General features: G+C 62.0%; 14 protein-coding genes. 8 read left to right on the plus strand and 6 right to left on the minus strand.

The annotated features are described in order from the left end of the window. The first annotated feature begins 77 nt into the window (after positions 1-77). Positions 78-1070: an aldo/keto reductase gene (locus ATC00_RS13575; RefSeq protein WP_064253189.1), complete on the plus strand. Its 993-nt coding sequence runs from the start codon at positions 78-80 to the stop codon at positions 1068-1070. A gap of 40 nt (positions 1071-1110) precedes the next feature. Here ATC00_RS13575 and ypfJ read toward each other — a convergent pair whose 3' ends face one another. Next, positions 1111-2046 (minus strand): KPN_02809 family neutral zinc metallopeptidase, encoded by a 936-nt coding sequence (ypfJ, locus tag ATC00_RS13580; protein WP_037383425.1) that lies wholly within the window; start codon positions 2044-2046, stop codon positions 1111-1113. Between the two features lie 207 nt (positions 2047-2253). Here ypfJ and ATC00_RS32570 point away from each other — a divergent pair, with 207 nt between their 5' ends. From ATC00_RS32570 to ATC00_RS13590, 3 genes are all read left to right on the plus strand, one after another. After that, positions 2254-2400 carry a hypothetical protein gene (locus tag ATC00_RS32570; RefSeq protein ID WP_156877932.1) on the plus strand — a complete coding sequence of 49 codons (147 nt, stop codon included), beginning with the start codon at positions 2254-2256 and terminating at the stop codon, positions 2398-2400. Between the two features lie 81 nt (positions 2401-2481). After that, positions 2482-5973, plus strand: a complete 3492-nt coding sequence (gene carB / locus ATC00_RS13585; protein WP_037383427.1) for a carbamoyl-phosphate synthase large subunit — start codon at positions 2482-2484, stop codon at positions 5971-5973. 163 nt (positions 5974-6136) lie between these two features. Continuing rightward, positions 6137-6487 (plus strand): DUF6894 family protein, encoded by a 351-nt coding sequence (locus tag ATC00_RS13590; protein ID WP_037383430.1) that lies wholly within the window; start codon positions 6137-6139, stop codon positions 6485-6487. On the opposite strand, the gene ATC00_RS13595 is transcribed toward ATC00_RS13590, so the two are convergent. Then, a complete protein-coding gene (locus ATC00_RS13595; RefSeq protein WP_064253190.1) occupies positions 6441-7898 on the minus strand; it encodes an MFS transporter in 1458 nt (485 codons plus the stop codon). The two genes, ATC00_RS13590 and ATC00_RS13595, sit on opposite strands and share 47 nt — an antisense overlap. Before the next feature lie 292 nt (positions 7899-8190). On the opposite strand from ATC00_RS13595, the gene greA reads away from it, so the two are divergent. Continuing rightward, entirely contained in the window at positions 8191-8667 is a 477-nt protein-coding gene (greA, locus tag ATC00_RS13600; RefSeq protein ID WP_014764680.1) for a transcription elongation factor GreA, read from the plus strand. Between the two features lie 137 nt (positions 8668-8804). Further along, positions 8805-9860, plus strand: coding sequence for a glycosyltransferase family 4 protein (locus ATC00_RS13605; protein ID WP_064253191.1), 1056 nt, complete (start codon positions 8805-8807; stop codon positions 9858-9860). Between the two features lie 3 nt (positions 9861-9863). Here ATC00_RS13605 and ATC00_RS13610 read toward each other — a convergent pair whose 3' ends face one another. The 4 genes from ATC00_RS13610 to ATC00_RS13625 all read right to left on the minus strand — a co-directional run bounded on the left by ATC00_RS13610 (position 9864) and on the right by ATC00_RS13625 (position 13315). After that, a complete protein-coding gene (locus ATC00_RS13610; protein ID WP_037383439.1) occupies positions 9864-10886 on the minus strand; it encodes a glycosyltransferase in 1023 nt (340 codons plus the stop codon). Further along, entirely contained in the window at positions 10883-11914 is a 1032-nt protein-coding gene (locus tag ATC00_RS13615) for a glycosyltransferase (protein WP_064253192.1), read from the minus strand. The genes ATC00_RS13610 and ATC00_RS13615 overlap by 4 nt, the downstream gene beginning before the upstream one ends. Positions 11915-11933: 19 nt before the next feature. Then, positions 11934-12746, minus strand: coding sequence for a glycosyltransferase family 2 protein (locus tag ATC00_RS13620; protein ID WP_064253232.1), 813 nt, complete (start codon positions 12744-12746; stop codon positions 11934-11936). Between the two features lie 98 nt (positions 12747-12844). Beyond that, entirely contained in the window at positions 12845-13315 is a 471-nt protein-coding gene (locus ATC00_RS13625) for an Lrp/AsnC family transcriptional regulator (protein WP_012708105.1), read from the minus strand. A gap of 404 nt (positions 13316-13719) precedes the next feature. Here ATC00_RS13625 and trxB point away from each other — a divergent pair, with 404 nt between their 5' ends. Together trxB and ATC00_RS13635 are read left to right on the plus strand one after the other, a co-directional pair. After that, on the plus strand, positions 13720-14694 hold the full coding sequence (gene trxB / locus ATC00_RS13630; protein WP_037383446.1) for a thioredoxin-disulfide reductase: 975 nt from the start codon (positions 13720-13722) through the stop codon (positions 14692-14694). Positions 14695-14808: 114 nt separating this feature from the next. After that, on the plus strand, positions 14809-15705 hold the full coding sequence (locus tag ATC00_RS13635) for a LysR family transcriptional regulator VtlR (RefSeq protein WP_064253233.1): 897 nt from the start codon (positions 14809-14811) through the stop codon (positions 15703-15705). The last annotated feature ends 282 nt before the right edge of the window (positions 15706-15987 follow it).

Raw genomic sequence — 15987 nt, forward strand, 5'->3', positions numbered from 1 at the left:
GATTATCGCACAGATCGAAACGGAGTAAACCTTGCGGCGAAGGAAACGGCAGCAAGGTTTCACCAAGGAGAACTCAGATGCAGATGGTTTCCCTAGGCAAGTCCGGACCCGACGTTTCGGCGATCGGTCTTGGATGCATGGCAATGTCGGGAATGTACGGTCCCGCGGATCGCGCCGAAAGCATGGCGACAATTCATGCCGCTCTCGATGCGGCTGTCACCCTGCTCGACACCGGCGATTTCTACGGTATGGGACACAACGAGATGCTGATTCGCGAGGCGCTCGCCGGCCGGGACCGCGATCAAGTGCAGCTCAGTGTCAAGTTTGGCGCGCTGCGCGATGCGGCGGGCGGCTGGTCCGGCTATGACGGACGGCCGAAGGCGGTGCGGAATTTCCTGGCTTACAGCCTTCAGCGGCTGGGGGTCGACTACATCGATATCTACCGCCCCTCCCGCCTCGACCCGGATGTGCCGATCGAAGAGACGATCGGTGCGATCGCGGATATGGTGAAGGCGGGCTATGTTCGCCACATCGGCCTATCCGAAGTCGGCGCCGAGACGATCCGCCGCGCCGCCGCCGTCCACCCGATCAGCGATCTGCAGATCGAATATTCGCTGATCTCCCGAGGGATCGAGGACCAGATACTCCCCACCTGCCGCGAGCTTGGCATCGGCATCACCGCCTATGGCGTGCTTTCGCGCGGGCTGATCAGCGGGCATTGGCAGAAGGATGCCGCCAAGACCGGCGACTTCCGGGCCATGAGTCCGCGTTTTCAGGAAGGCAACGTCGATCAGAACCTTGCCTTGGTCGAAGCGCTGAGGCGCGTGGCGGCTGGAAAGGACGCGACGGTGGCGCAGATCGCCATTGCCTGGGTCGCCGCTCGGGGTCGCGATATCGTCCCGCTCGTCGGCGCCCGGCGGCGCGACCGCCTCTCAGAGGCGCTTGGCTCGCAGGCTGTTCAACTGAACGCCGATGATCTCGCGGCGATCGAACATGCAATCCCGAAGGACGCCGCAGCCGGCGCACGCTATCCCGAGACGCAGCTGGTCCATATGGATAGCGAACGATGACGGAGGGCCGGGAGCCGGGTCTTGCCCGACTCCGGAACTATCAAACCGAACCGGAGAAGGTATCGCAGTCCGACATCCTGCCGCTGTCGAAGCCGCGCCTGAACCACTTCATCCGCTGCTCCGAGGTTCCGTGGTTGAAGCTCTCCGGCACGACATAGCCTTGCATGCGCTTCTGCAGCGTGTCGTCACCGATCTGGGTCGCGGCGTTGAGGGCCTCTTCGAGGTCGCCGCGCTCCAGCAAGCCCTTCTGCTCGGTGTATTTGCCCCAGATTCCGGCAAAGCAATCCGCCTGCAGTTCGACGCGGATCGACATCTGGTTCGCCTCGGCCTCGCTCATGCGCTGACGCATCTGGTTGAATTTCGGAAGGACGCCGAGCAGGTTCTGGACGTGATGGCCGACCTCGTGCGCCAGCACATAGGCTTGCGCGAAGTCGCCCGCCGCATCGAATTTCTGCGCCAGTTCCTCGAAGAAGGTCATGTCCAGATAGACCTTGCGGTCACCCGGGCAATAGAATGGCCCCGAGGCAGCGGAGGCAAACCCGCAGGCAGACTGGACGGCGCTGCTGAAAAGCACCAGCTTCGGCTCTTCGTATTGTTGGCCGCCAGCCTGGAAGATGCCGTTCCAGGTATCCTCCGTCTCCGCCAGCACCGTCGCCATGAAGGCCTTCATCTCCTCTTCTTCCGCCGAGCCGCGCGGCGCCTGCGAACCATCGCTCTGCTCGAAGCCCGGCATGTTAACCGGCCCGCCCTCGATGACCTGGAGCATGTCGATGCCCATGGCCTTCAGCAGGAAATAGAGAATGACCAGGAAGATGATCGTGCCGAAGCTCAAGCCCCCGCCGGCGCGGCGCATGCCGCCGCCTGTCGGAATGCGGAACCCGCCGCCGCGGCCGAAGGGGCCGCCTCCAAGGCCGCCGGGGCTCGCGCCCCGCTGATCCTCGACGTTGCTGGACTGGCGGCGGCCCTTCCATTCCATGATCTTTCCTCCGGAGACGTCGCTTCTACTTTGGCGCGTTGAACATTTATATGCCTGCGCGGCGATCCATGTAAAACGCAATCGCCGCAGAGGCGGTTTCATCGGCCGGTCTTTTTCCGTAATGTCGCCTATTCATCCTTGGCGATGGTTGACGTCTCTTCGCTTTCAGGTTCCCGTCGCACCGGGGCGCGGCACGGAGGTGCATCGATGAAGACGGTGCTTCCGAAAGTGGTGGGCGATACTCCAAGGCGGTCTTTGATCGAGCACGCAAATATCCTGCGCTTTATTGTCGATTCCGGAATTTTCGGGGTTTCGCTGGCAAGGACATTTGCCTATAAGCCGCTTCTAGCCTGAAAAGACCATTCATTGTGCACCCGGCCGGTGATCTCCCACCTCGGCCGGTTTTTCGCGCAACCAGAAAAGCGGATGAGAACCATGCCGAAGCGCCAAGATATCAAATCGATCCTCATCATCGGCGCGGGGCCGATCGTGATCGGCCAGGCATGTGAATTCGATTATTCCGGCACCCAGGCTTGCAAGGCTCTCAAGGAGGAAGGCTACCGCGTCATTCTCGTCAACTCCAACCCGGCGACGATCATGACCGATCCGGGGCTGGCCGATGCGACCTATGTCGAGCCGATCACCCCTGAAGTGGTCGCCAAGATCATCGCCAAGGAGCGCCCGGACGCGCTGTTGCCGACAATGGGCGGCCAGACGGCCTTGAACACGGCGCTTTCCCTCCGCCGGATGGGCGTTCTCGATCGCTACAATGTCGAGATGATTGGTGCCAAGCCCGATGCGATCGACAAGGCCGAGGACCGCGCGCTGTTCCGCGAAGCGATGGCCAAGATCGGGCTCGAGACGCCGAAGTCGCGGCTGGCGAACGCCACCGACATCAAGGACCAGGACCGGAAGGCGCATGAGGCGGAGCGCGCGGCGCTCAAGGCCAAGTTTTCCGGCGGCGAACTCGACACCGCCCTCGACGAGCTCGAGAACCAGTGGAACCTCGGCGAAGGCGATCGCAAGGCGCGCTATGTCAACCATGCCATGGCGATCGCGGCTCAAGCGCTCGACGACGTCGGCTTGCCGGCGATCATCCGGCCCTCCTTCACGCTCGGCGGCACTGGTGGCGGCATTGCCTACAACCGTTCGGAGTTCTTCGAGATCGTCGGCAGCGGCCTCGATGCGTCGCCGACGACGGAAGTCCTGATCGAGGAGTCGGTCCTCGGCTGGAAGGAATATGAAATGGAAGTCGTCCGCGACAAGGCGGACAATTGCATCATCATCTGCTCGATCGAAAACATCGACCCGATGGGCGTCCACACGGGCGATTCGATCACCGTCGCGCCGGCGCTGACGCTGACTGACAAGGAATACCAGATCATGCGTAACGCCTCGATCGCGGTGCTGCGCGAGATCGGCGTCGAGACCGGCGGATCGAACGTGCAGTTCGCGGTCAATCCCGAAAACGGTCGCCTGGTCGTCATCGAGATGAACCCGCGCGTCTCGCGCTCCTCGGCGCTCGCCTCCAAGGCGACCGGCTTCCCGATCGCCAAGATCGCCGCCAAGCTTGCCATCGGCTATACGCTCGACGAGCTGGAGAACGACATAACCGGCGGCGCGACGCCGGCGTCCTTCGAACCGTCGATCGACTATGTCGTCACCAAGATCCCGCGCTTCGCCTTCGAAAAATTCCCCGGCGCCGAACCGACGCTGACCACCGCAATGAAATCGGTCGGCGAAGTCATGGCGATTGGCCGCACCTTCGCGGAATCGCTGCAGAAGGCGCTGCGCGGGCTTGAAACCGGGCTTACCGGTCTCGACGAGATCGAAGTTCCCGATTTCGACGACGACGGCGATGGTCGCAACGCCATCCGCGCTGCGCTCGGCACGCCGACCCCTGACCGCCTGCGCATGGTCGCCCAGGCGCTGCGCCTCGGCATGACCGAAGCGGAAGTCCACGAGGCCTGCAAGATCGACCCATGGTTCATCGCCCAGTTCAAGGCGATCGTCGACATGGAGGCGCGCATCCGCGAACATGGCCTGCCACAGGATCCCGAAAACCTCAGGATGCTGAAGGCGATGGGCTTCTCCGATGCGCGGCTCGCGACGCTCACCGGCAAGCGCCCGAAGGAAGTGGCGGAACTGCGCAACGCGCTGAATGTCCGCCCGGTCTATAAGCGCATCGACACCTGCGCGGCGGAATTCGCTTCGCCGACCGCCTACATGTATTCGACCTATGAGACGCCGTTCGTCGGCGCCGCCCGCTCCGAGGCACAGGTTTCCGATCGCAAGAAGGTCGTCATCCTGGGTGGCGGCCCGAACCGGATCGGCCAGGGGATCGAATTCGACTATTGCTGCTGCCATGCGGCCTTCGCGCTCAAGGACGCCGGCTATGAATCGATCATGATCAACTGCAATCCGGAAACCGTGTCGACCGACTACGACACCTCCGACCGCCTCTATTTCGAGCCGCTGACGGCGGAAGACGTGATCGAGATCATGCGCGCCGAGCAGGAAAACGGCACGCTGCACGGCGTCATCGTTCAGTTCGGCGGCCAGACGCCGCTGAAGCTTGCCGAGGCGCTTGAGAAGAACGGCATTCCGATCCTCGGGACGGCACCCGACGCGATCGATCTGGCCGAAGACCGCGACCGATTCCAGAAGCTTCTGATGAAGCTCGACCTGAACCAGCCGCGCAACGGCATCGCCTACTCCGTCGAGCAGGCCCGCCTCGTCGCCGCCGAAATCGGGTTCCCGCTGGTCGTGCGCCCGTCCTATGTTCTCGGCGGCCGGGCGATGCAGATCATCCATTCGGAAAGCATGCTGCAGAGCTACCTGCTCGACACGGTTCCGGGCCTCGTGCCGGAAGACATCAAGCAGCGTTATCCGAACGACAAGACGGGCCAGATCAACACGCTGCTCGGCAAGAACCCGCTGCTCTTCGACAGCTATCTGACCAATGCCATCGAAGTCGACGTCGATTGCCTGTGCGACGGCAAGGATGTGTTTGTTTCCGGTATCATGGAGCATATCGAGGAAGCGGGCATTCACTCCGGCGACTCCGCGTGCTCGCTGCCGGTGCACTCGCTCGACATGAACCTCGTCGACGAGCTCGAGCGGCAGACGGCGGCGCTTGCCAAGGCACTCAACGTCGGCGGCTTGATGAACGTGCAGTTCGCCATCAAGGACGGCACGATCTACGTGCTCGAAGTCAATCCGCGCGCGTCGCGGACTGTTCCCTTCGTCGCCAAGACGATCGGCGCGCCGATTGCGAAGATCGCCGCGCGCGTGATGGCCGGGGAAACGCTGGATGATGCGATCGCCGCCTATGGCAAGAAGCCGGATCCGCGCAATCTGAAGCATATCGCCGTCAAGGAAGCCGTGTTCCCGTTCGCCCGCTTCCCGGGCGTCGACACGCTGCTCGGCCCGGAAATGCGCTCGACCGGTGAAGTGATCGGCCTCGACACCGACTATGCGTTGGCTTTCGCCAAGTCCCAGCTCGGCGCCGGCGTCGACCTGCCGCGTGACGGAACGGTGTTCGTCTCGGTTCGCGACGAGGACAAGGCACGGGTGCTGCCGGCCATCCGCGTGCTCGCGGATATCGGTTTCAAGGTGATGGCGACCGGCGGCACGGCCCGGTTCCTGGGCGAAAACGGTATCACCGCCATCAAGGTCAACAAGGTGCTCGAGGGGCGGCCGCACGTCGAGGATGCCATCCGCAACCGCCAGATCCAGCTCGTCATCAACACTACGGATGGTAACAAGGCAATCTCCGACTCGAAGTCGCTGCGTCGTGCAACCCTGATGCAGAAGGTCCCCTATTACACGACCATGGCCGGAGCCGAAGCCGCGGCGCAAGCCATCAAGGCGCTGAAGGCGGGCAACCTCGAAGTGCGTCCGCTGCAGAGCTATTTCGACGCTTGACGAATGCCCCGGGGCGCCGATTGGGTGCGCCGAGGCTCAACTACGCTTCTGAATGCAACCTGAACGTTTTGTTCAGGCTACATTCGGGCGCGGCGTGGTTTGCTTGTCCCCATTGCGAGCGAAGCCGAACTCAACCGGCAACGCATGAGCCCGGGGCAACGACGTGCGGCTGTATTTCTTCGATCTTCACTGGGGCGAGGAACAATTCCTCGATGAGGAGGGAATTGCCCATTTCGACGAGGGGTCGGCCCTTTATTATGCCCAGCGCATTGCCGACAGGATCGGCCGTGACGTCGACTATGGATCACTGCAAGTGAAGGTGCGATCGAGTGAAGGCAAACTGCTGGCGACCGTTTCGGCATCCGCAGGCCGCGGCCGCGAGCAGTTTGCCTTGATGGGCAGACGCAGTCCGGACGTGCTCCGCCATCACCCTCGGAGTGCCGTTCCCTCTGCTGGGCTCGAAACTCTCAATTGCAGCCTGCGGCTCCCGGGCGCGCCAGGCGCAGCGTCCTGAGGGCGAAGAAGACTGATGCGACGGCAATGACGCAAGCCAGTGCAAATACGGCAAGCAGCGACAACGCCAGCACATGATCGCTGGCCCCTTCATCGAAGCCGAAAGCATTGGCCGTTACGCCGAAAAGTGCGGCACCGATCGCATAACCGGCCGATTGCAGCGTCGGGAGCAGAGCCGAGGTCTTGTCGCGTTCCTCTTTGCTCGAAATGTCCATCAGAAACTGGCTGAGCGTTCCCCAACTGATGCCGAAACCCGTGCCGATGGCCGCCTGTCCGATGAACACAAGTCGGTGCTCGTCGCTCCAGACGGCGAGTGTCAGTCCGATGAGACCAAGGCAGAGGATCAGCGGCCCCGTCCACATCAGCCGAACGCGAACAGCGTGCGATGGCAGGCTGGCGACCAGAATTGCCGTTACGCTCCAGGACATCGCCATCAAGGCGCTCGAAAAGCCGGCGGCAGTCGGTCGGAAATCCCAAAGCTGCTGCAGGGAATAGACGAGATAAACCGAGCCGGACGCCTGGGCCAGCGGCATCAACAGGATCACCCAGAGACCGCTGCCAAGCGCGCTTCGGTTCGCGAAAGCGCAGGACGGCAGAATGGAATGTGGCGACCGGCGGTCGGATCGAATCGCGGTGATGAAAACGGAGAGTGCGATCACGAGCAGGGCCGCCGTTCCATAGGCATTGCCTGCCGTGTTCGAGAGCGAGATCAGCACAATGCCGAGGCCGAATGCGAAGAGTCGCAGCAAGGGCACCGCGCCGACAGCGCCGGCGCCTCGCTTCGGCTGACCGACGCTTGCAATGACGAGCGCTATGAAGACGGCCACGGCAGGTATGTTGACGAAGAAAGCGGCGCGCCACGACCAGTATTCCGTGAGCAGTCCGGAAATTAGCGGACCGGCAAAGGCAGCCGACGCCCAGACGATCGCTTCCGCCCCGAACACCTTCGGAACGAGGCGCGGCGGGAAAAGCTCAGGGATTAACGCATAGCAAACCCCGGCAATGATGCCCTCGCCCAGCCCCTGCAGCAACCTGCCGGCGAGCACTTGCGGCATGCCGGTCGCGAGCGTCGCGATAATCGTGCCGGCGGCAAAGACGAGCGCCGCAGCGATCAGCGTATTGCGCGCGCCGAACCTGGCTTTCTGGTTGGCCGTCAAGGCGCCGCCGATGATGGCGAAGACGAGATAGAGCGTGAAGGCCCAGGACAACAGGGCTGCCCCGCCGAATTCCTTGACGGCCGTAGGCAGCGCCGTCGAAATAAAGAATTCATTGAATGCAAACAGCGCGACACCAAGGCACAGGGTCACAGTTGCAGCAAAGTGATCTCTCTTTAGCAACTCGCTCCAGCGTCCCTCGCCTGGCCTGTGCTTCGTCACGCTGGAGGTCCTTGGGCTCTCTTCGAGTAGACTCATCGTGGGTTCCGATCGCTTGTTTATGGAACCCGGACTGATACAACCTCAAGTGCTGTTGAGGTAAAGGGGCTTTTTGCACGGATGGCCAATTTTTTGAAGATCTCGAGGTTGGACGGAGCCTTGGGCCCCGGCGCGGACCGTCGCGAAAAATCTGGCTTTCGCGCTTCCGTTTCTGTTATAAGAACGGTTCGGATGTTTTCGGACGGTTCCGGTGCTTCGGCTCCGGGGACCGTTTTCTTTTGCGTCGGCGCCGCCGGGAGGCGGCGCCGCGTGCTTGATAAAGGACGATGAAATGGTCGACAAAGTTCCGATGACCCAGGGTGGATTCGCCAATCTGCAGGAGGAGCTGCGCTGGCGCCAGCAGGAAGAACGCCCGCGAATCATCGAGGCAATCGCCGAAGCGCGTGCCCATGGGGACCTGTCGGAAAATGCCGAATACCATGCCGCCAAGGAGGCGCAGAGCCATAACGAGGGCCGTGTTTCCGAGCTCGAGGATCTCATCGCCCGGGCGGAGGTCATCGACCTTTCGAAAATGTCGGGCTCGAAAATCAAATTCGGCGCGCGCGTGAAACTCGTCGACGAGGACACCGAGGAAGAAAAGACCTATCAGATCGTTGGCGACCAGGAAGCCGACGTCAAGGCCGGCCGCATTTCTATCTCCTCTCCGATCGCCCGAGCATTGATCGGCAAGGAGGTTGGCGATTCCATCGAAGTGAACGCCCCGGGTGGTTCCAAGGCCTACGAAATCCTCGCCGTTCAGTGGGGCTGATCGCCCGAATCCAGCAGCCAAAACACAGAGAGGCGGCGGGGCATGACCAGGGTCTCGCCCATCTCGGTCGGGGCGTGGCATTCGTTCGGCCCCTCTTCCCCACACCTGATTGCTAGCGGCGCAAGGAGAGCGCTCACGTGGCCAATATCCGGGACATCGAGGTTATTGCGCCCAACCTCAAGCGTCGTCTCTCCGGCGTCACTTCGACGATCATCCAGCTCGTTCCCGTGCAGCGCAATCTTGGACAGAAGATCGCGATCCTCGGGCCCGGGCTCCCCAAGAGTTTGCCGTCGGTCCGGTATCGCGACCTGATCCACCTGTGGCAGAAGCCGCCGGGCCGCCGCTTCCGCGTTTGGCATGCGCGCCGGAATGTCGAGATGCTACCGGCAATCCTCCTGCGCGACCTGTTGCGGATGAAGCTCCGCATCGTCTTCACCTCCGCCTCGCAGCGGCGGCATACCGGATGGAGCAAGTTCCTGATCCGCCGGATGGACGCGGTGATCGCCACAAGCGCCAAAACAGCCGCCTACCTGGAGGTTCCGAGCACGGTAATCCTGCACGGGATCGACACGAAACGCTTCCACCCGCCGGTCGACAAGGCGGCTGCGAAAAAAGCGCTTCGCCTCGACCCGTCGCGGAAATATGTCGGCTGCTTCGGCCGTGTCCGCCATCAGAAGGGGACCGATCTTTTCGTCGACAGCATGATCGCGCTTCTGCCCGGCCGCCCCGAATGGGGCGCGATCGTCGCCGGGCGCGCCACCGGCCCTCACCTTGCCTTCGAGGCTGAATTGAAGGAGCGCGTTGCCAAGGCAGGGCTCGCAGACCGTATTTTGTTCGTCGGCGAGCACACCAACATTCCCGATTGGTACCGCGCGCTCGACCTCTTTGTCGCACCGCAGCGCTGGGAAGGCTTCGGTCTGACGCCGCTCGAGGCGATGGCGAGCGGCGTGCCGGTCGTGGCGAGCGACGTCGGCGCCTTTTCCGAATTGGTTGCGGAAGGACCGGACGAGACCGGACTGATCATTCCGGCCGGGAACCTCGAGGCGATGGTCGATGGAGCCGCCGCCTTCATGGACGATCCAGGGCGGCTTGCGGCTGCCGGCGCAAACGGCCTGGCGCGGAGTTCCAGGGATTTCGCCATCGAGGGCGAAGCTCGGGCGATCGGTGCAGTCTACGACGGCCTGATGCGCTGAAGCTCACCGCTTCGAGGTAAACAGCCTCAGATAGGCGTCGGTGATCGCCTCCTTGGAGAACCGACCGACCAGCGTCTCGTGTCCTCGTTCTGCGAGCGCGGTACCCAAACTGCGGTCGTTGGCAATCCGCTCGATCGCGCGCGCGAAGCCGTCGGCGTCGCCGATGTCGACCAGCAGACCATTCTCGCCGTCGCGCATGAACCATTGCGGCCCCTCCGATCGGCTCGAAACAACCGGCGTTCCCTGCGCCCAGGCCTCCAGAATGACGTTGCCGAGCGGCTCGTGGCTGGAAGCCATGACGAAGATGTCGGCTGCCGCCAGGAACGGTCTCGTGTCCTTCTGCCAGCCGGCGAAGCGGACTTTCTGGATGACGCCGAGATCCGTGGCAAGTTTCCGAAGGTTGTCCGCTTCCTCGCCGTCGCCGAGCAGCCAGAGGTAGGCGCCGGGCACTTTGGCGATCGCTTCGATCAGCGTATGAAAGCCCTTTCGTTCCACAAAACGGCCCATCGACATGACGACGGGCGCGTCCTCCGGCGTGTCGAGCACTGCCCGGCCGACAGGCTGCACCCGTTCGGAGCTGGTGAAGTTCGAGATGATCTCGACATCGCGCTTCCACCCGAGCGAGCGGACATGCTCGGCAATTCCCGGCGTATTGCAGACGAGGCAGTCCGTGTTGCGGAAATAATCGAGGCGTGGCGGATAGTCGCCCAGCCGGGAAATCTTGATGCAGCCCCTGTAGGCCGGCATCAGTTGGCTGGCGCGCGGAGCCCAGGCCATCAGAGCGTCCGGCCTGTCGCGCCTCGCCATCTGCATCACCCTGCGCGGCAGCAGCAGCCGATCCAGCGAAAGGTTGCGGAAATGGCTTTCCGTTATCCTCGCTGCGCCTTCGATCTCCGGACGCCACAGGCGCTGTGGCCGGATGACCGCTGTCTGCTCGACGCCGCGTTCGGCCAGGGCGTTGACGAGGTGGACGAAAAATCGCTCGGCGCCGCCATCCTTGCCGAAGTGAAAGTGCATGACCTTCATCGCTGCGCTGCACCTCTTGCAAAGAGCTCGAGATAGGCGTCGGTGATCGCCTTCTCGGAAAAGCGCGTCTGCAACGTCTCGCGGCCGCCCTCACTTAGTCTTTCGCGCAACTCGGGATCATCGCGCAGCCTGCGGATCGCGTTTGCAAGGCCCTCGTCGTCGCCGCAGTCCACCATCAAGGCATCGCGCTCATGGGTCATCACCCAGGAAGGCCCTTCGGCCCGTGCGGCTATGGTCGGCTTGCCGGCGCCCCAACCCTCAAAGCAAACATTGCCAAGAGGCTCGTGCGAGGAATTGATCCCGAAGACGTCACCCGCGGCGAGATAACCATAGGCATTCGTCTGCCAGCCGGGAAAACGGACGCGCTCGCCTATGCCGAGCGTATCGGTCAACCGCTGCAGCTCGTCCCGTTCGGGCCCGTCTCCGAGCAGCCAAAGATACACGCCCTCGACCTTCTGGACGGCGCGAAGCAGCCCGTCGAACCCCTTGCGCTTGACGAAGCGCCCCATGCCGACGACGACGAAGGCGTCGGCGGGCGTCCGCAACTCAGACCGGGAGATCGGTGCGACGGGCATTGCTCGCGTGAAATTGGCGATCACTTCGATATCGCGGCGCCAGCCGAATTCGCGCACCTTGGCGGCGATGTCCGGGGTGATGCAGACCAATGTCTCGACATTGGTGTAGTAGCCGAGATGCTCCGGATAATCACCGAGACGCGCAATGCGGAAGGCCTTCTTGTAGGAAGGCATGAAGCGGCTGGCGCGCAACTGCCAGGCCATGATGACATCTGGCCGGAACTCGCGGAGAATGCGCGACATCCGCCACTGCAGGAAGAACCGCGACACCGAAATCCGGCGGAAGACACCTTCGTAGATCTTGGCGCTGCCTTCGAGTTCGCCGCGCCAGCTGCGCCCCGGGCGGATCAGCACGCGCTGCTCGACGCCCCGGTCATGCAGGGCGTTGACCAGATTCACGAAGAACCGTTCCGCGCCGCCTTCCTTGCCGAAATGAATATGCATGACTTTCATGGGTCACCTGTCCGGGGGATTAGCGGGAAAGCGCGTCGTCGACATTGGACCGGGCTCTCAGGGCATGCCGCTGATAAATCTTGGCCGCGGTCAGGAACGCGTAGACCGCGCCGGTCATCGCTTCGATGAAGCCTGGAAAGCCGCAGCGCCACAGGCCGTTGCGAAAATAGAGCCGGTAGAAATAGAGCGGCGGGCCGAACAGCATCTTGTAGGGCCGCACCACCCTGCCCTCCGCAAACTGCTGATCCGCCTTGAGCGTTGAATACTTGTTCTCCTTGAGGATCTGTTCGTCGAGGATCAGCGGCCGATAATGCAGCAGGCTGCCGGAACGGGCAGCGCCCACCTGGCCGTCCGGGACGATCCCTTCATGCACCTTCTGGTCCAGGTCGTAGCGACCGCGGCCGCGGCGGATCAGGCGAAGATTGCGTCGTTCGTGCACCTTTTCCGGGGTATAGCCGTAGCCGATCAGATAAGGCCGTCGCGCCACGCGCCAGCCGACGATGTCGTCGGATGCGTTCAGGAGCGACGGCAACAAAGCCTTCAACGCTTCGTCGAACCGCTCGTCCGCATCGATATTGAAGCACCAGGACTGGCCGCACTGCTCCAGGGCGAATTGCTTCTGCCCGGCATAACCTCGCCATGGTTCGTACATGAAGCGGATAGGCCAGCCCTTGTCGATATAGGATTGCACCAGCGCGGCTGTCCCGTCGGTCGAGCCTGAATCGACAATGACGATCTCGGCGCATTGCTCGAGGCTCTCGATGCAATTGCCGAGATAGGCCTCCTCGTTCAAGCAGATGATGAAAGCGGAGAGCGGAAGCTTTGACGTCATGGGGATCTTCTGACCGGCGCCTGCGTGACGCGAAAGGCTCATGTATCGAGATTCTGCTGCCGAGCTCGCCCTGACGAATTGGCTGCGGCGACGCTTCGCTAGATCTCCACCTGGCAGGCGTCCTTCACCTGGCGGATCGTCAGCATCGTGCGTACCGTATCGACGTTGTCGGTTGCGGTGAGTTCCTCAATAACGAAATCCTGAAAGGCCGCAAGGTTTTCGGCCACGCATTGAAGCAGAAAGTCCGATTCACCCGAGACCATCCAGGCCTCGCGGACGAGCGGCCATGAGGCGGTGCGGGCGGCAAAGGCCTTGAGATTGGCGTCCGACTGGTGCTTCAGCCCGACCATGCAAAAGGCGACGAGATCGTAGCCGAGGGCGGAGGCATTCAGGAGCGCCCGGTAGCCTCGGATGACTCCGGCCTCCTCGAGTTTGCGAACGCGGCGCAGACATGGCGGCGCCGAGATGCCCACGCGCTCGGCCAGTTCCACATTCGTCATGCGGCCATTGCCCTGCAACTCGCGCAGGATTTTCATGTCGATTGCATCGAGGTCGACGCGTAGGACCATTTGCCAACATCCCCGTTTCCATGGACCCCGGTGCACGAGGTTCCTGTCGTCCGCCGCAGCCGGTCTCGCCGAGGCGATATTTCTTAGCCTGTGGGTAGCACGTAACCGCATCCCTGAACGAGAGTGCTGCGCCCTGCGTGCACAAAAACCTTTCTGCCGCCGAGGGTGCCCGTGCGATCTGGCCGGTTGCCGGGACATGGAATTGTGTGCGTTTCGGCAAAAGCGATGCAAAAATGCCCGATCTGGTGTCAAATTCATGGTGCGGACGCAAGCACTTGTGTGTATCAGCAGCAGTGGCCTTGAAAGAGCGCGCTGTGAATACCTAAACTAAGGCGATATTTTCCAGCATCGAACCCGAGCCTGACTTCGACCAGCCGTCTCTCCGGCAAATTAAGGACCAAAGCATGACCGCCCGCCACACCAAAGTGCTGATCATCGGCTCCGGCCCTGCCGGCTACACCGCAGCGATCTATACGGCCCGCGCCATGCTTTCGCCAGTTCTCATCGCCGGCATGGAGCAAGGCGGCCAGCTGATGATCACCACCGATGTGGAGAACTATCCGGGCTATGCCGATCCGGTCCAGGGCCCCTGGATGATGGAACAGATGCTGAAGCAGGCGACGCATGTCGGCGCGGAGATCGTCAGCGACATCGTCACCGATGTCGATCTTTCCGTGCGGCCGTTCCGCATCAAAACGGACAGCGGCACCGAATGGACGACCGATGCCCTGATCATCGCGACCGGCGCCAAGGCGAAGTGGCTCGGCATCGAGACCGAACCGACTTTCATGGGCTTCGGCGTTTCGGCCTGCGCCACCTGCGACGGCTTCTTCTATCGCAACAAGGACGTGATCGTCGTCGGCGGCGGCAACTCCGCTGTCGAGGAGGCGCTTTACCTCTCGAATCTGGCCAAGACGGTCACCGTCGTCCACCGCCGGGACGCCTTCCGGGCCGAAAAGATCCTGCAGGAACGCCTGTTCGCCAAGCCGAACGTCAAGATCGTCTGGGACCATGAGGTGGTCGAGTATCTCGGCACGCCGGCAAAGCCGCCTATGCCCGCCTCGGTCAACGGCGTGAAGCTCCGCAACACCAAGACAGGGGCCATTTCGGATATAGCAACGGACGGTGTCTTCGTGGCCATTGGCCATGCGCCGGCCGTCGAACTCTTCAAGGGCAAGCTGCGCCAGAAGCCCAACGGCTATCTCTGGACGGCGCCGGACTCGACTGCGACCGATGTGGCCGGGGTCTTTGCTGCCGGGGACGTGACCGACGACATCTATCGTCAGGCCGTCACCGCCGCCGGCATGGGCTGCATGGCAGCACTCGAGGCGGAGAAATATCTGGCGGGTCATATGCCCGTCGCAATTGCAGCCGAATAGAAGCTGCAAAACGGGGCTAGTGTCGGGAGGCCGGCCCCGTGTGGGAACAGACGCATCGGTGACGCGCGGAGGACTCTACCCTGTTCCTCCGAACGGTCCTTTATGGGGGATTTCATGTCGCTAGACTGGGACAAACTGCGCATATTTCATGCGGCGGCAGAGGCCGGCTCGTTCACGCATGCGGCAGACAAACTCCACCTCTCGCAATCCGCCATCAGCCGGCAGGTCAGCGCGCTCGAACAGGATGTCGGAATCAAGCTGTTTCACCGCCACGCACGCGGACTGATTCTGACCGAACAGGGCGAGATGCTCTACCGGACGGCGCACGAAGTGCTGATGAAGCTCGAGAGCGTCAAGGCGCAGCTCAGCGAAACGACCGACAAGCCTAGCGGCAAGCTGCGCATCACCACGACCGTCGGCCTCGGCCAGGGCTGGCTGACCGACAAAGTCCAGGAATTCATGGCCCTCTACCCGGACGTCCAGGTCCAGCTCATCCTCGACAATGAAGAGCTCGACGTGAACATGCGGCATGCCGACTGCGCCATACGTTTGCGCCAGCCGCAGCAATCGGACCTGATCCAGCGCAAGCTGTTCACGGTGCATATGCACATCTATGCCGCGCCCTCCTATATCAACAAAAACGGCGAGCCGCAGTCGATCCAGGATCTCGACAACCACCGGATCATCACGTTCGGCGAACCGGCACCAAACTATCTGCTGGACGTGAACTGGCTGGAGATTGCCGGCCGAGATCCGGACAATCCGCGCGTTTCGCACCTGCAAATCAACAGTCAAACCTCGATCAAGCGTGCCTGCCTGCTCGGAATCGGCATTGCCATGCTCCCCGACTATATCGTCGGGCGGGATCCCGGCTTGATCCAGCTGCCGATCAGCGCGGCTATCCCCTCCTTCGATACCTATTTCTGCTATCCGGACGAAATGAAGAACGCCGCGAAGCTGAAGGTCTTCCGCGACTTTATTGTCGCCAAGGCGCGCAACTGGAACTTTTGAGTCTCCGAGCGATTGCTCAGTTTCTGGGCAGTCGCCGCGTTACGCCTTCAACTATTTGTTTCCTCTTATAATTTTTCCAATCAACCTAAGAGATGTCCGACGCAAGCATTACTGTGCGATGCAAAAGTATGCAGGGATGCGCAGGCGGCATGGCTGTCATGCATATTAAATGATTGCTCCTCGCCCAAAAAAACAGCATACCAACCCCAGCTGATGCATTTTTGGTGGCTTCTCCTCCCAGTGCCACCGCAGCAGCTGTTCCCCTCTGGAGGTTTTAATTAC

It is taken from the genome of Sinorhizobium americanum (assembly GCF_001651855.1).
GTDB lineage: Bacteria > Pseudomonadota > Alphaproteobacteria > Rhizobiales > Rhizobiaceae > Sinorhizobium > Sinorhizobium americanum.

What these genes read in the sequence shown, in the direction of transcription:
- ATC00_RS13575 (WP_064253189.1), top strand. Translation starts at nt 78, where the DNA reads ATGCAGATGGTTTCCCTAGGCAAGTCCGGACCCGACGTTTCGGCGATC.
- ypfJ (WP_037383425.1), bottom strand. Translation starts at nt 2,046, where the DNA reads ATGGAATGGAAGGGCCGCCGCCAGTCCAGCAACGTCGAGGATCAGCGG.
- ATC00_RS32570 (WP_156877932.1), top strand. Translation starts at nt 2,254, where the DNA reads ATGAAGACGGTGCTTCCGAAAGTGGTGGGCGATACTCCAAGGCGGTCT.
- carB (WP_037383427.1), top strand. Translation starts at nt 2,482, where the DNA reads ATGCCGAAGCGCCAAGATATCAAATCGATCCTCATCATCGGCGCGGGG.
- ATC00_RS13595 (WP_064253190.1), bottom strand. Translation starts at nt 7,898, where the DNA reads ATGAGTCTACTCGAAGAGAGCCCAAGGACCTCCAGCGTGACGAAGCAC.
- greA (WP_014764680.1), top strand. Translation starts at nt 8,191, where the DNA reads ATGGTCGACAAAGTTCCGATGACCCAGGGTGGATTCGCCAATCTGCAG.
- ATC00_RS13610 (WP_037383439.1), bottom strand. Translation starts at nt 10,886, where the DNA reads ATGAAGGTCATGCACTTTCACTTCGGCAAGGATGGCGGCGCCGAGCGA.
- ATC00_RS13615 (WP_064253192.1), bottom strand. Translation starts at nt 11,914, where the DNA reads ATGAAAGTCATGCATATTCATTTCGGCAAGGAAGGCGGCGCGGAACGG.
- ATC00_RS13620 (WP_064253232.1), bottom strand. Translation starts at nt 12,746, where the DNA reads ATGACGTCAAAGCTTCCGCTCTCCGCTTTCATCATCTGCTTGAACGAG.
- ATC00_RS13625 (WP_012708105.1), bottom strand. Translation starts at nt 13,315, where the DNA reads ATGGTCCTACGCGTCGACCTCGATGCAATCGACATGAAAATCCTGCGC.
- trxB (WP_037383446.1), top strand. Translation starts at nt 13,720, where the DNA reads ATGACCGCCCGCCACACCAAAGTGCTGATCATCGGCTCCGGCCCTGCC.
- ATC00_RS13635 (WP_064253233.1), top strand. Translation starts at nt 14,809, where the DNA reads ATGTCGCTAGACTGGGACAAACTGCGCATATTTCATGCGGCGGCAGAG.